Source organism: Chryseobacterium sp. CFS2 (assembly GCF_036543225.1).
Lineage (GTDB): Bacteria > Bacteroidota > Bacteroidia > Flavobacteriales > Weeksellaceae > Chryseobacterium > Chryseobacterium culicis_A.
In genome coordinates this window covers 225,360-240,584 of record NZ_JAZHQU010000003.1, presented here as the reverse complement: position 1 = coordinate 240,584, position 15,225 = coordinate 225,360, and the positions used below count along the sequence as shown (strand labels likewise).

Annotated in this window: 11 protein-coding genes; 7 read left to right on the top strand and 4 right to left on the bottom strand. The window is 36.9% G+C overall.

What is annotated here, in order from left to right; genetic code table 11:
* Positions 1–179 precede the first annotated feature (179 nt).
* The 4 genes from ODR02_RS07925 to ODR02_RS07910 all read right to left on the bottom strand — a co-directional run bounded on the left by ODR02_RS07925 (position 180) and on the right by ODR02_RS07910 (position 7,553).
* Entirely contained in the window at positions 180–2,408 is a 2,229-nt protein-coding gene (locus tag ODR02_RS07925) for a zinc-dependent metalloprotease (RefSeq protein WP_309512067.1), read from the bottom strand.
* Between the two features lie 188 nt (positions 2,409–2,596).
* Positions 2,597–5,527, bottom strand: a complete 2,931-nt coding sequence (locus ODR02_RS07920) for a reprolysin-like metallopeptidase (RefSeq protein ID WP_309512066.1) — start codon at positions 5,525–5,527, stop codon at positions 2,597–2,599.
* 368 nt (positions 5,528–5,895) lie between these two features.
* Complete coding sequence (locus ODR02_RS07915; protein WP_309512065.1) at positions 5,896–6,393, bottom strand: DinB family protein; 498 nt, start codon at positions 6,391–6,393, stop codon at positions 5,896–5,898.
* 20 nt (positions 6,394–6,413) lie between these two features.
* Positions 6,414–7,553: an acyl-CoA dehydrogenase family protein gene (locus ODR02_RS07910; RefSeq protein WP_209784499.1), complete on the bottom strand. Its 1,140-nt coding sequence runs from the start codon at positions 7,551–7,553 to the stop codon at positions 6,414–6,416.
* Between the two features lie 190 nt (positions 7,554–7,743).
* On the opposite strand from ODR02_RS07910, the gene ODR02_RS07905 reads away from it, so the two are divergent.
* The 7 genes from ODR02_RS07905 (at position 7,744) to ODR02_RS07875 (ending at position 15,168) form a co-directional block, all read left to right on the top strand.
* Positions 7,744–9,657 carry an endonuclease gene (locus ODR02_RS07905; protein ID WP_309512064.1) on the top strand — a complete coding sequence of 638 codons (1,914 nt, stop codon included), beginning with the start codon at positions 7,744–7,746 and terminating at the stop codon, positions 9,655–9,657.
* Positions 9,658–10,055: 398 nt separating this feature from the next.
* The gene (locus tag ODR02_RS07900) at positions 10,056–10,661 is read left to right on the top strand and encodes a SatD family protein (RefSeq protein WP_105682397.1); all 606 of its coding nucleotides are present in this window, start codon (positions 10,056–10,058) and stop codon (positions 10,659–10,661) included.
* Positions 10,662–10,663: 2 nt separating this feature from the next.
* Positions 10,664–11,359, top strand: a complete 696-nt coding sequence (locus ODR02_RS07895) for a DUF3307 domain-containing protein (protein WP_105682396.1) — start codon at positions 10,664–10,666, stop codon at positions 11,357–11,359.
* 36 nt (positions 11,360–11,395) lie between these two features.
* A complete protein-coding gene (gene purC, locus ODR02_RS07890; RefSeq protein ID WP_065397805.1) occupies positions 11,396–12,118 on the top strand; it encodes a phosphoribosylaminoimidazolesuccinocarboxamide synthase in 723 nt (240 codons plus the stop codon).
* Between the two features lie 35 nt (positions 12,119–12,153).
* On the top strand, positions 12,154–12,513 hold the full coding sequence (locus ODR02_RS07885; RefSeq protein ID WP_209784495.1) for a four helix bundle protein: 360 nt from the start codon (positions 12,154–12,156) through the stop codon (positions 12,511–12,513).
* 66 nt (positions 12,514–12,579) lie between these two features.
* Entirely contained in the window at positions 12,580–14,079 is a 1,500-nt protein-coding gene (gene purF, locus ODR02_RS07880) for an amidophosphoribosyltransferase (protein WP_209784494.1), read from the top strand.
* Positions 14,080–14,220: 141 nt separating this feature from the next.
* Entirely contained in the window at positions 14,221–15,168 is a 948-nt protein-coding gene (locus ODR02_RS07875; protein ID WP_309512063.1) for a glycerophosphodiester phosphodiesterase family protein, read from the top strand.
* Positions 15,169–15,225 lie beyond the last annotated feature (57 nt).

The window sequence follows — 15,225 nt, the reverse complement described above, 5'->3', positions numbered from 1 at the left end:
TGAAATATTGCTATGTGATAAATTTAAATTAAAAAACTTAAATATTAGTTATTTTGTTTTAAATAAAACATTATTGTAAAATTTAATTAAATAATAAACGTATTTGAATTTATATTTTCATTTTATCAAATAAAAAAAGCTACCCGAATGAGCAGCTTTCTGATTGAAATATATTTTTGTTACTTTTTAATGAATTGTTTTGCAAATCCTCCGACCTGGATTACATAGGTTCCATTGGTTAGTTTATTGACATTTACTGTTCCACTTTCAAGATTTCCTGCGCTGACAAGTCTTCCGGACATGTCATAGATTTTATATTCTTCATTGCTTGTATTGGTAAGAGTAAGAATATCCTTTACGGGATTAGGATACATTTTGATTTCTGTAGATGATGAATTTGCATCTGTTGATTTGTCGTCAGAAGTTTTTACAGAAATATTGGCATTATTGATATCAAAGAAAATATGATTGTTTCCTTTGATCATTATTCTACCAGAATTGGTTAAAGTATCAGGGATTGTAATGGCTTCTGACCCGTCATTAGGGGTTGCTGTCAATAATGTTGTCCACGTAATTCCATTATCTGTTGACCATAGAATATCTACATTGGCTGTATTCACTCCATTGGCTGTAGTTCCTGCTACATCCCATGTTACTGTTTGCGAGCTCCCTTTTACGTAGGAAACTGCTGTGTTTTGCGAGGTTATGGCAAATGGCCCTGCTGCTGAATTAACAGTGATCTTAGTGTCATCCGAATTATTTCCACCACCTCCGGCTTTGTTATCGCGAACAGTGAGTCTGAAATTTAAAGTTCTGGCAACAGCGGGAAGAGCTTCAACATCTATTTCCGTTCCTGTTGTCTTAAGAGCACCTGCTAAAATAGAAGACATTATTGGAAAATATCTTACAGGAGAACTTGAAGGAGTCCATGATCTGAATATAGGGCCTGCAATTTTTGTTTCTTTTGCTGCAGAATTAGCTCCTGTTTCAGAAGAAGTTCCTTTATCCATTTGTTCCCAGATATAGGTGAGCGGATCTCCGTCTGCATCAGTTCCGGATCCGGTAAGCATAAAAGGCGTGCTTTTAGGAATAATATAATCAAGCCCTGCATTTGCTGTAGGAATTGAGTTTCCTGTATTGGTATTTACAGAACAGGTTTTTGTTTTGATATTATCGGTAATCTGTTCAATACTTAAAGCGTGAAAAAACGGATCTGAATTTTTCTGAACATCATAATTAGTGACCCCAGCGTATCCCATGATGGTAGATCCTGAACCTGGTTCTACGGGTTTTAATCCAGATTGTGGTTCGTATGACCATGTGTGGTTTCCTCCGAACTGATGTCCCATTTCATGAGCTACAAAATCAATGTCAAAAGTATCTCCTGAAGGATTGCCGTTTGCCGGAGAGGTGTATCCACTTCCTTTGTAGCTGCTGGGATAGGTTATCCCCTGATCCTGATAAGTGGACATATCATTATCACAAATACATCCGATACAACCTGCATTGCCACCGCCTCCATCTCTTCCGAAAAGGTGACCAATATCAAAATTATTATTTCCGATAGAAGTGTTTAAATTCTTCATGAGCTCCAAATTCCAATTCTTCATTTGTGAAGATGGAGAGTAGGGATCTGTGGATGCATTTGTATAAATGATATCGTCATTATTGGCAATAAGAACCATTCTTGCTGAAAAATCGTTTTCAAAAATACCATTTACGCGGGTCATTGTATTGTTCATAGCTGCTAAAGCCTGAGCTTTTGTTCCCCCAAAATAAGAGGTATATTCTCCTGTGCAAGAAAGAGCAAGCCTGAAAGTTCTTAATATGGCATCATCTGCATTTTTATTTGATACGGCCTTGAGATTTCCTTTTTGAGCTCCCTCTAAAACTTTACATTCAAGTTTATTCAGATTGTCTTTACTATCTGACTTTCTATAAATGATATAAGTTGAAAGATCTTTGGTATAAGGTTGAATAAAAACAGAGGACTTGTCACCATATACTTCCATAGAAGAAAGTCCCAGCGAAGAAATGCTGAAATAAACCTTTGATGCAGGATCTTCCACACCTACACCTATATAAGATTTGATATCTGGATATTTAGCAGCCAGCTCAGGTTCAAAATTAGAATTTTCTGCTACCTTGAAATTTTCCATTTTCCCAGCTGAATTGGGAAAAGAGATAATTGTTTCAGATTTTTGTGTTGATCTTTTTGGGGCTTTAGCCAATGCATTTTTTAATCCGCTTATATTCAGATGATAAAGCTGGGGATTTTCAAAACGTGACATGCTTTCTAAAATCGGTAAAGATACTTTTGAGGAACGCGAGGTCCATAAACGATCTGTCTGTGCGAATGTAATACCCGACAATGCGAGCATCGCTATCATCAATAATTGTTTTTTCACGCAAATGTATTTTTATCAAAAATAGTAAAAAAAATGCCTAAAAATATATTATATCTGTATACTTTTTGTCAGTATTCCCTTAAACAGAAGGGGGTGTTAAAAATATTTTATAAAATTCAATAAAAAAGAAAAACTGTTCTATACAGAACAGTTTTTCACATCGTTTAATTTTAAAAGTCTATTAGTTGCTAATTTTTAATGAATCTCTTAGCTGATTCTCCGATTTGAATCATATAAGCCCCTTTGATAAGGTTGCTGACATTCACGGATCCTCTTTGAAGTTTTCCTGAGTCAATTAGTTTTCCACCCATATCGAAGATTCTGTAGTCTTCTGAAGTTGTATTTGAAATATAAAGGATATCTCTTACAGGGTTTGGATACAATTTCACATCTGTAATCAGGTCTTTTGTATTCTGAAGATCTCCTTTTCCTGAAGAAACAATATTAAGAGTATAGTCTTCAACCTGTCCATAAGTGAATGCTTCACATGAAGAAGTAGGGATTGAGCTATACTTCATCATGACTCTCATTCTTGTAGATCCAACTGTAGCAGTAGCCGGGATGGTAATAGATCCTGTAACCGGGCTGGTTGTAGAACCTGCTTTTGTCCAAGCTAATTCTCCGCTGTCTGTAAAGTCTCCATCGCCGTTGTAATCAATATAAACAGCATATGCTTCGCTATACTTTGTAGAAGTCCAAACCGGAGTAATGGAAATCGTATAAGCACTTCCTCTTGTAACATTTGTAGAAACTGAAGTGAAGTTTTCATACCCTGCAGTTCCTGTAGATGTATTGTTAATTGATCCAAATGTTACGTTTCCAATTCTTTCATCAGCAGTGTTGGAAGCCGAAGAAGAACAATAGGTAACGGTTCCACCGGAAAGAGTAGTAACACTTACAGTATTGCTGGAAACAGAAGCATTTCCTGCAGCATCTTTTGCTTTAACAGAGAAAGAATAAGTTGTTGACGGAGTAAGCCCTGTTACAGTATAGGTAGCAGAAGCTGTAGAACCGATTAAGGAAGCACCTTGGTATACATCATATCCGGTTACCGCTACATTGTCTGTAGCACCTGACCATGAAAGATTGGTTGTAGTAGCAGTAGTTCCTGAAGCAGCAAGGGTAGGAGCTGTAGGAGCAACCGTGTCAGGAGTTCCGGAACCTGCATTTACAGAGATGTTGGCATTGTTGACATCAAAGAAAATGTGATTTGATCCTTTTACCATAATTCTTCCTGTAGTTGTAGTAGAATTAGGAATTGTCACAGCTTGTGAACCATCATTTGGAGTTCCTGCTAACAGGGTAGTCCAGGTATTTCCGCTGTCTGTTGACCAAAGGATATCTACATTGGCTGCATTCACTCCGTTTGCTGTAGTTCCTGCTACGTTCCATGTAATAGTTTGAGAACTTCCTCCAGCGTAAGTCGTTGCTGAATTTTGTGAAGTGATATTGAATGGTCCTGCAGTTCCATTAACTGTGATTACCGCATCGTCAGAATTGTTTCCTGAACCTCCTGCTTTATTGTCACGAACAGTAAATCTGAAATTTAATGTTCTGGCAACAGAAGAAAGAGCTTCTACGGTAATTTCAGAACCTGCAGTAGTGGTTGCACCTGTTAAAACAGAAGCCATTCTTGGGAAATATCTTACAGGTGCAGTGGTAGGAGTCCATGATCTGAAGTTAGGGCCTGAAGTTTTTGTAGCACTGGCCGCTGAGCTTGCTCCTGTCTGAGAAGAAGAAGCATTGTCCATTTGTTCCCAGATGTAGGTTAAAGAATCTCCGTCGGCATCCGTTCCTGTTCCTGTAAGAACGAATGGAGTTCCTTTTGGAATGGTATAATCTAAGCCTGCGCTGGCTGTAGGAATTGAATTTCCTGTATTGGTGTTAACAGAGCAGGTTTTAGCTTTAATATTATTAGTGATCTGCTGAATGCTTACCGCATGGAAAAAGGCATCAGAATGAGGTTGGATATCCTGGCTGGTAATTCCGGCATATCCCATAATTGTTGATCCAGATCCCGGTTCCATATTTACGCCTGTTCCTTCATTGCTCATAGAGAAAGTATGGTTTCCACCAAACTGATGTCCCATTTCGTGAGCCACATAGTCGATATCAAAATTATCTCCTGAAGGAATAGCATCTGCCGGAGAAGTATAACCGCTTCCTTTAGATCCGTTTGTACAGATACAGCCAATACATCCTGCATTTCCACCACCTCCGGAAGCTCCGAACAAGTGTCCGATGTCATAATTGGCTTCACCAATTACCGAAGTTAAAGTGCTTTGTAGCTGAGAATTCCAGCTGCTCATTCCTGAAGCTGCAGAATAAGGGTCTGTAGAAGCATTGGTGTAGATAACAGCGTCATTGTTGGCGATTAAAACCATTCTTGCTGCGAAATCTTTTTCAAAAACACCATTTACACGGGTCATTGTGGTATTCATTGCAGCTAAAGCCTGAGCTTTTGTACCTCCAAAATAAGTGGTGTATTCTCCGGTACAAGATAATGCCAGTCTGAATGTTCTTAGTTTAGCATCGTCAGCGTTAGGTCTTGCCGCAAGAGCAGAGTTGGAAACTCCTTTTTGAGCAGCGTCAACGACTGTACATTCAAACTTATTAAGATCATCTTTTTTGTCGGACTTTCTGTACACTACATAAGAAGAAAGATCTTTAGTGTAAGGTTCGATGAATACTGCAGATTTATCTCCGTAAATTTCCATAGATGACAGTCCTAGTGGAGAAACACTGAAATAGACTGTGGAATTAGGATCATCCAGACCTTGTCCTACATAGGATTTGATATCCGGATATTTTGCTGCCAATTCAGGGGCAAAATTGGAATTCTCCCTCACTTTGAAACTTTCCATTCTGCCTTCAGAATTCGGAAAAGAAATAATGAGTTCTGATTTTTCGCCTGCAGCCAGTCTTTTGGGAGCTTTTGCCAGCATGTTTTTCAATCCGTTGATATCCAGATTGTATACCTTAGGATTGCTGATGCTGGTTTTGTTTTCAAAGATCTCTGATGAAGTTTTTCTGGAACCTTCAGACCAAAGACGGTCAGTCTGTGCGAAAGAAATACCCGAAATAAGGAGCATTCCAATCAGCGTTAATTGTTTTTTCATATTAAATATTAAATTTGATTGTGGAATATCAAAGCTAATGAAAAATATATTATCAAAAACAAAATTTTTTAAGAGAAATTTGGAATATCGCCTTAAAATGTTATGCAATACATTAAGTATAATTGAAAAAGCTTATTAATAAAAGAAAAGTAAAAGTGAAGAAATGAAATTTAATTTCAAAAAAATAAAATAGAGGTATTTTTTTAGTAATTTATTAAAATGAGACAATAAAAATTACTAATTATTTAATTATATATAAATAATATTAGTAAGTTGAATTTTGGCAACTGTTGTTAAATGCTCTGCATCCTGACTATAAAAAAGCTGTTTCATATTGAAACAGCTTTGTATATTTATATAATCCTTACTTACATTTTATCATCAGCAGTAGGACCGTAAAGTCCAGGGACTTTGTTCCCGGTAGATCTTAAATAAACCACCAGTTCACCTCTGTGATGGTACAAATGATTATAAAGAAAGCCTCTTACCACCTGGATTCTTGGAGATGGCGGGAAAAGTACATTTCCGTTCATTTCCATTTTCCACTCATTAAAATAAGTATTTTCATCCGAGTTTTCCAGAACTTTCTGTGCGTAGGCAACATTTTCTTCAAATTTCGCGAGGATATTTTCCGCTTTGGAAATATCTCCTTTATCATACTTGTACGCTCCCATATCAAAAGTATCCTGATTGAAAGTGGATTCGTACCAATTGTATACTTCGGCAATGTGTGAAGCCAGCTGACCGGTTGTCCAGTTTTTTTCTGAGGGTTTCCAGTCTAATGCGCTGTCAGGGATTGCCTGTAAAATTTTTCTGGTGTTTTCAGCTTCGTGCAGAAACTCACCTAAAAGTGCCTGTTTAATCATTTGTATTGGGATTTAAAGATTTATTTTGTAATATCTCTTCCAATAACCAGTCTCTGGATTTCAGAAGTACCTTCACCGATTGTACAAAGCTTAGAGTCTCTATAGAACTTTTCAGCTGGGAAATCTTTTGTATAACCGTATCCTCCGAAGATCTGAACAGCATTGTTCGAGATTCTTACACAAGCCTCAGAAGCATATAGTTTTGCCATAGCTCCTTCTTTTGTCATTTTTTGTTTTGCATTTTTAAGAGTAGAAGCTCTTTGGATAAGAAGTTCAGCAGCATCAATTTCTGTAGCCATATCTGCTAGCATAAAGTTGATTGCCTGGAAATCTGCAATAGGTTTTCCAAACTGATGTCTTTCTTTTGCATATTTTAAAGCCGCTTTGTAAGCTCCTCTTGCAGTACCTAAGCTTAGGGCTGCGATAGAAATTCTACCACCATCCAATACTTTCATTGCCTGCTTGAAACCTTCACCTACCTCTCCTAAACGGTGAGAATCCGGTACACGTACATTATCAAAAATTAATTCTGCTGTTTCAGAAGCACGCATTCCTAATTTATTCTCTTTTTTTCCGGAAGTAAATCCAGGCATTCCTTTTTCTAAAACAAAGGCTGTAGAGTTGTTCTTAGCACCTATTTCTCCTGTTCTTGTCATCACTACGGCAATGTCTCCAGAAATAGCATGAGTAATAAAGTTTTTAGCTCCGTTGATAATCCACTCATCACCATCTCTTACAGCGGTAGTAGACATTCCTCCTGAATCAGAACCTGTATTGTGTTCTGTAAGTCCCCAGGCTCCGATTACTTTTCCGGATGCCAGCTGAGGAAGCCATCTGTGTCTTTGTTCTTCATTTCCAAATTCATAAATATGGTTGGTGCAAAGTGAGTTGTGTGCTGCTACAGAAAGACCAATAGATGGGTCAACCTGAGAAATTTCATCCAGAATAGTAACATACTCATGATAACCTAAGCCAGAACCCCCATATTGTTCAGGTACTACAATTCCCATAAAACCCATCTCACCCAATTGGTGGAATAAGTCTTTTGGAAATGTTTGGCTTTCATCCCATTCCATAATGTTCGGTCTAATGTTCTTTTCTGCAAATTCTCTAGCCGTTTCCGCTATCATTTTGATGTTGTCAATAGTCTCTGTATTCATATAATAATAGTTAGTTCCCAAAGATAACCAAATTGATGGAATGCTAAAGAAAAATTATTTTATTGACAACAGTAAGCGCTAATACATTTAATTTTCAAATTTTTATATTTTGAAAATTAATACTTTCTTAATAAAATATACAGTCTTTTACGTTTTTTATTTCACTATTTTAGGTTCCAATTTTTAAGGTATGAAAAAAATTCTACTTCCTATTATTTTGATTTCCTCTTATATTTCTGCTCAGGCTCCTGCGGGATATTATAATGGAACAGCTGGGCTTACGGGGTATGCCCTGAAATCAAAACTCCACGATATTATTTCAGAAAAAATGGTCAACTGGCATTATAACGATCTTAAAGTGTTATATGGGCAGACTGATCTTGATAAATATTATGATCACGATGCATCGAATACTCAATATCTGCTGGATATCTATTCCGAAATTCCTTTGGGACCGGATGCTTATGAATATACAGTGGATCAGATGGTAGCAGGAGTGGGTATGGAAGGTCAGGGATACAACAGGGAACATATGATGCCGCAAAGTACCTTCAGTACAAGTTCCTCAATCAGTGATTATCCTATGTATTCGGATCTTAACTTTATTATTCCTGTTGACGGATTTATCAACCAACGAAGGAGCAATTATCCTTATGGAATAGGAAACAACACGAATCATTATATCTTCAGCAATACTTCAAGGATCTCCAATGCGGCCATTCCGAATTATCCTTATATAGGAAGAGTTTATGAACCTATTAATGAATTCAAAGGTGATATCGCCAGGAGTTTGTTATATTTTGCGGTACGATATGAAGGGAAGTTAGGCTCATTCAATACGGCTTATACCACATCAGTGAATCTTACTCCTGCTACAGACCAATGTCCGCTGGATGGAACTGAAGAAAGAGCGGTTGATCTTGCTTATATTGCCATGCTGAAACAGTGGAGTACGGCAGATCCGGTTTCACAAAGGGAAATCGACAGAAATAATGCCATCTATACAATACAAAAAAACAGAAACCCATTTATCGATCATCCTGAGTGGATTGATATGATCTGGTCTGAAACGCCTGATAGTATTGCCCCTACAGCTCCGGGAACGCTGGTTTCAACACAGCAGAATGCTTATTTTGTTAATTTAAACTGGACTGCTGCACCTGATGCTGATGTTTTAGGATACAGGATTTATATGAACGGATCCACAACACCTGTTGCTGTTACAAAGGGAACTTCTATAAGCATTGACCATCTGAATCCTTCAACAACTTATACGTTTACAGTGAAAGCTTTTGATAAAGCCTATCTGGAATCCCCGTTCAGTAATACAATTACCACTTCAACGATTGCTTCTGATTCGTATGCTCCGGATCTTATGATTACAAAATATATTTCGGGAACGAATACGGAATTCATTAAGAATAATGCACTGGAAATTGTTAATAAAACGGGACATGAAGTTAATTTAAATAATTACAGAATCAATATTCAGTTTAAAAACAATACTTCCGGAGCGATCTATAATGGAGATACTTATGAGTTAGAGGGCAAAGTAGGAAACAATGAAACGTTTGTGATTTTGAATCCAAAAGGTACTTTGTCATGTTTTACCAGTAATCAGGCGAAATTTGTAACGGCTTCTGATCCTTTGATGTTTGCAGGAGAAAATTATGTAGAGCTTGCTTATAATAAGACCGTAACTGTGGATGCTATCGGGGTAAAATATACCCTCAATAATAACGGAAATGTATCTTTGTACAGAAAGAGTAGCGTCAATCAGCCCACTGATACATTTAGTATAGGTGAATGGGATTCTTATCCGTCCAATTACTGCCAGAACCTGGGCGAAACATTGTCTACTGCAAAATTGATTGCTGAAAACAATGAGTTTACGATTTATCCGAACCCTGTTTCTGATCATCTGTATGTAAATGGAGAAAAGGAAAAAGTAAAAATGGCTCAGATCATAGATCTTTCCGGAAAAGTGATCTATTCGGAGAAAGATCCGTTCAGAAATAAGACAAATATTTCGGTGCAGGGGATTCCTGCGGGTGTCTATTTTTTAAAACTTGATGAAAAAGCCCATCAGTTTATTAAAAGATAATACTATTAAAAGAGGAACAAAAAGTACTCTTACCAGATCTGAGATTGCTTCGCTTTGCTCGCAATGACTGTTTTAGCCCTGATAGAAGCGGTTACCCCGGAGCATAGGTGGAAGAGTTGGAGGGTTAAGTGGCTGGGATAGCTTGGTGCGAGGAGTATGAGTGGATAGCAGGAATAGCTTCTTGCCTAAAAAAAGGTAAAAAAGTAGAGTTAAACTTAATGTAATAATAAAATTTTCAACTGATTTTTGTTTTTTCTTAATTTTGCCGTTTACTATAAACCCTTCAAAACCTTATGTTTACTACATCATTGATATAAGCTGATTCGCTAATAATCAATATCTATAAGTGTTTCTGCTTATATTTTTTATATATAAGTAATTATGCTTATATTTGCAGTATGATAGCGGTCATTACCGGTGATATTATAAATTCACAGCATGCGGATACTGAAGTTTGGATTACCAGGCTTAAACATCTTCTCGAAAAATGGGGAAGCGCTCCTGACACATGGGAAATCTACAGAGGAGATGAGTTTCAGTTCAAATGCAAAATTGATGACGTTTTCTGGCGTTTTCTAGCCATAAAATCTCTTATTAAAAGCCTGGAAAATTTAGATGTAAGGATGGCCATAGGTATTGGTGAAGAAAGTTTCTCTTCTGAGAAAATCACTGAATCTAATGGTACAGCTTATGTAAATTCCGGAAGATTGCTTAATGACCTTAAAAATGACGGGCATACCGTTGCCATTAAAACCTCCAGTGACCCGGTGGACAGAGATCTTAATATTCTTTTGAAATGGTCGTCTAAGGACTTTGATAACTGGACCATGGCTACAGCAGAGATTATTCATGAGATGATCATGAATCAGGATATTACTCAGGAAGATCTTGCTAAGAGATTTGCTATTTCACAGTCTTCGGTAAGCCAGAGACTGAAGCGAGCCAACTATGAGCTCATCGTGGAGACCAATCAGTATTTCAGAAAGAAAATCTCAGAATTGTAAGCATGATCTTTATCAAACTCATATTGGCACATCTACTTGGAGATTTTATACTTCAGCCAAATTCATGGGTTGCGGATAAGGAGAACTATAAACTAAAAAGTAAGTTTTTATACTTTCACATTCTGATTCACACGGGTTTAAGCCTTCTCTTTCTTTGGGATCTTCAGCTTTGGTGGGTCGCCGTTTTAGTAGGAGTTACTCACTTCATTATTGATGCAGCAAAACTTACATTTCAGAATGTAAAGACTAAAAAAAGATGGTTTTTTATTGATCAGCTGCTGCATGTTTTGGTGATTGCCGGAGTTTCTTTTTATTTTCAGGAATTCAGCTTCAGCTTTTTACAGAATCAGGAGTTTTTAAAAATAATTATGGCAGCATTGTTTCTGACAACACCTGCTTCTATTTTTATTAAAATCTTACTGTCATCCTGGACTCCTGCTCCGGATGGTGCCAACACTATTCAAACCGAATCTTTATCAAGTGCCGGAAAATATATCGGAATTTTAGAACGTCTGCTGGTTTTCACTTTTATTATGGTGAATCACTGGGAAGGCGTAGGTTTCATGGTAGCTGCCAAATCTGTTTTCAGATTCAGCGACCTTGCACAGGCAAAACAGAGAAAACTTACAGAATATGTATTAATTGGTACACTGTTAAGTTTTGGACTGGCTGTCTTAACAGGAATAATAATAAAATAAATCAATAAATCTAACTACAATTTAGAAAGTAAAATTATGAGTCAAAAGAAAGAAATGTTGTACGAGGGGAAAGCAAAACAGGTATTTGCAACTGATAATCCTGATGAAGTAGTAGTACGTTTCAAAGACGATGCTACAGCATTTAACGCTCAAAAGAAAGGTCAGGTTGATCTGAAGGGTGAAATGAACAACGCGATCACAACCCTTATTTTTGAATACTTAAATGAAAAAGGAATCAAAACTCATTTCATCAAACAATTGGACGAAAGAGAGCAGTTGGTAAGAAAAGTATCTATCATTCCTTTGGAAATGGTAGTAAGAAACTACTCTGCAGGAAGCATGGCACAAAGATTAGGAGTGGAAGAAGGAATTAAATCTCCGGTAACCATCTTCGATATCTGCTATAAAAAAGACGAGTTGGGAGATCCGCTTATCAATGACCACCATGCCGTTTTCTTAGGAGCAGCTACTTATGAAGAGCTTGACGAAATGTATGAGCTGACTTCAGATATCAACGAAATCCTTATCGACCTGTTTGACAAAATCAATATCATCCTGGTAGATTTCAAAATCGAATTGGGTAAAACTTCAGACGGTGAAATTATCCTTGCTGATGAAATCTCTCCTGATACTTGCAGACTTTGGGATAAAGATACCATGAAGAAATTAGACAAAGACAGATTCAGAAGAGACTTAGGAGAAGTTACTGAGGCTTATGTTGAGATCTACAACCGATTGAAGAACTTACTTGCAAAATAATTTCAGAAATTAGAAGTTAGATATTAGAAATTAGTATGAAATCGCACCGGATAGAGGATTTGAAGGTTTGGAACAAATCAATGGCTTTAGTTAAAGAGGTTTATTTGATCTCAGCTGAATTACCCATGGAAGAAAAATTTGGACTACAATCTCAAATCAGAAGATGTGCTGTTTCAATACCGTCTAATATTGTGGAAGGAGCCGGAAGAAATAATAAAAACGAATTTTACCAGTTTCTCGGAATTGCGTTTGGTTCTACCTATGAACTTCAAACCCAACTTCAGTTATTGATTGATTTGAATTTTATTTCGGAAACTAAAATAGCTCCCTTAAAAGAACTTTTATCTGAAATTCAGAAAATGATCTATTCATTAAAAGCAAGTTTAAAATTATAATTGAAGTTAACTTAGACTAATTTCTAACATCTAATATCTAACTTCTAATCATTAGAAAAAATAGAAATGAAAAGTTTAGACATTCATAAAAGTGAATATTTAAAACAGTTTGAGACCCAGACTTACGGAAGGAATCTTTTCAGAACTCAGGAAGAGGAAAGACTGGATGCTCCTAATGAAGAGTGTGGGATCTTCGGATTGTATTCGGATAATGATCTGGATACTTTCTCTCTTTCACAATTCGGGCTTTTTGCTTTACAGCACAGAGGTCAGGAGGCTTGTGGGATTTCCGTTTTAAAAGATGGAAGAATCACAAACATGAAAGATGAAGGACTGGTTTTAGATGTTTATAAAGACATTCAGGAACCTGAAACTTTTATGGGAAATTCTGCAATCGGGCATACCCGTTATACTACTGCAGGAGATAAAAAGAAATATAACTTCCAGCCATTTTTCGCGAAAAACGAATATGACCAGATTATACTTTCTATAGCACACAACGGTAACCTTACCAATGCAAAAGAATTAAAAACAGAATTAGAGGCTGAAGGTGTAGTTTTCAGAGCTACTTCCGATTCTGAGGTGATCCTGAGACTGATCCAGAAAAACCTTGATTTAGGTCTTCGTGGAGCCATCAAAGCTACCATGGAAAAAATCGAAGGAGCTTATTCTGTTGTAGGGATGACAAGAAACAAATTCTTCGCATTCAGAGACTTCAACGGAATCCGTCCATTGGTGTTAGGAGCTATCGACGAAAGATCTTACGTGGTTGCTTCAGAATCTGTGGCACTGGATGCTGTAGGAGCTCAATATGTACGTGATATCCTTCCTGGTGAAATCATTTATACCAATGAAAACGAACCTGGAAAACTTCATTCTTATATGATGGATGAAGCGAAAGGAAAGCAGAGAATCTGTTCTTTTGAATATATTTATTTTGCAAGACCTGACTCTACATTAGAAAATATCAATGTATATGAAATCAGAGAAAAATCGGGTGAGAAAATCTGGGAACAGGCTCCTGTAGATGCTGATTTGGTTATCGGAGTTCCGGATTCCGGAGTTCCTGCTGCCATTGGTTTCTCTAAGGCTTCAGGAATACCTTTCCGTCCTGTTTTAATCAAAAACAGATACATCGGAAGAAGTTTCATCGTTCCTACACAGGAAATGAGAGAAAGGGTAGTGAACCTTAAGCTAAACCCAATTATCTCAGAGATGAAAGATAAGAGAGTGGTAATCATTGATGATTCTATCGTTCGTGGAACTACCTCTAAAAGACTGGTTAAAATTTTAAAAGATGCAGGGGTGAAAGAGATCCACTTCAGAAGTGTTTCTCCACCTATTATTGCACCATGTTATCTGGGGATTGATACGCCGTCTAAAGATGATCTGATCTCTGCAAATATGTCTACAGAACAACTTAAAAACTATCTGGGAGTAGACTCTTTAGAATTTTTAAGTATTGATAATCTGAAAACTATTTTAGGGTCTGCTAATCACTGTTTCGGATGCTTTACTGAAGAATATCCTGTAGGAAAAGGAGAAGAGGTAGATTTATTCAATTAATCTCTTTATTGAAATAGTAAAAATAGAAGACCTGGGTTAATAGCCCGGGTCTTTTGTTTTATAAATGTAGCAAAAGCTTAATATTCCTTTGTTATACAGTATATAATGAAATTTTAATTTTGTCAGAATAAACGTCAGGATATGAAAAACGCATTTTTTACGGGTATTTTTCTGGTATTTGCCCAGCTTTATTCTTCACAGTCATTCGATAAACAGGCACACCGGGGAGGAAAATCACTTTACCCGGAAAATACAATTCCGGCCATGAAGAATGCCTTAAAAATGAATGTCACAACCCTTGAAATGGATTTGGCTATTACCAAAGACAAAAAGGTTATTCTTTCTCATGATGCTTTTCTGTCTCCTGAACTCATTACAAAGCCAGATGGAACTTATATCCCCAAAGACTCAGGTTTTTACTACAAAATTTATGAAATGCCTTACGCAAAGATCAAAACATTTGATGCAGGCTTAAAAAAATTGAATAACTATCCGGACCAAAAGAAAATGAAGGTTCAAAAACCTCTTTTTTCAGATGTTATAGATGCTTGTGAAACCTATGCCCGCGAATTGAAGAGGCCACTGCCTTTTTATAATATAGAAACAAAAACACGCCCTTTCTCTGACAATATTTTCCATCCGGAACCACAAGAATTTGTAGATCTGATGATGAAGATGATCGTAGAAAAAAAGATTCAGAACAGAGTTATTATCCAGTCTTTTGACCCCAGAACTCTTGAAATTATTCATAAAGAATATCCTAAGGTGATGACTGCTTTACTGGTAGAAAAAGTAGATGATAAAAAGCTGGCTCAGCAACAGGCTTATTTTAAAAATATTCCTGTAGAAAAGTTCAAAATGTATCCCAATCATCTGAGTGGAGTAGCCGGAGATATGAAGTTTCTAAGTTTTACTCCAACCATTTATAGTCCGGATCACACCCTTGTTACGTCCAAATTGGTGCAGGAATGCCACTTATTAGGAATGAAAGTAATCCCATGGACTGTGAATACCAAAGAAAGGCTGGAAGAATTAAAAGATATGGAAATAGACGGCGTTATCAGCGATGATCCGAGAATATTCGAATAAAACCTTTTTTCAATATAAATAGCCGGAAGAAAAACTTCCGGCTATTTTATGCATGCA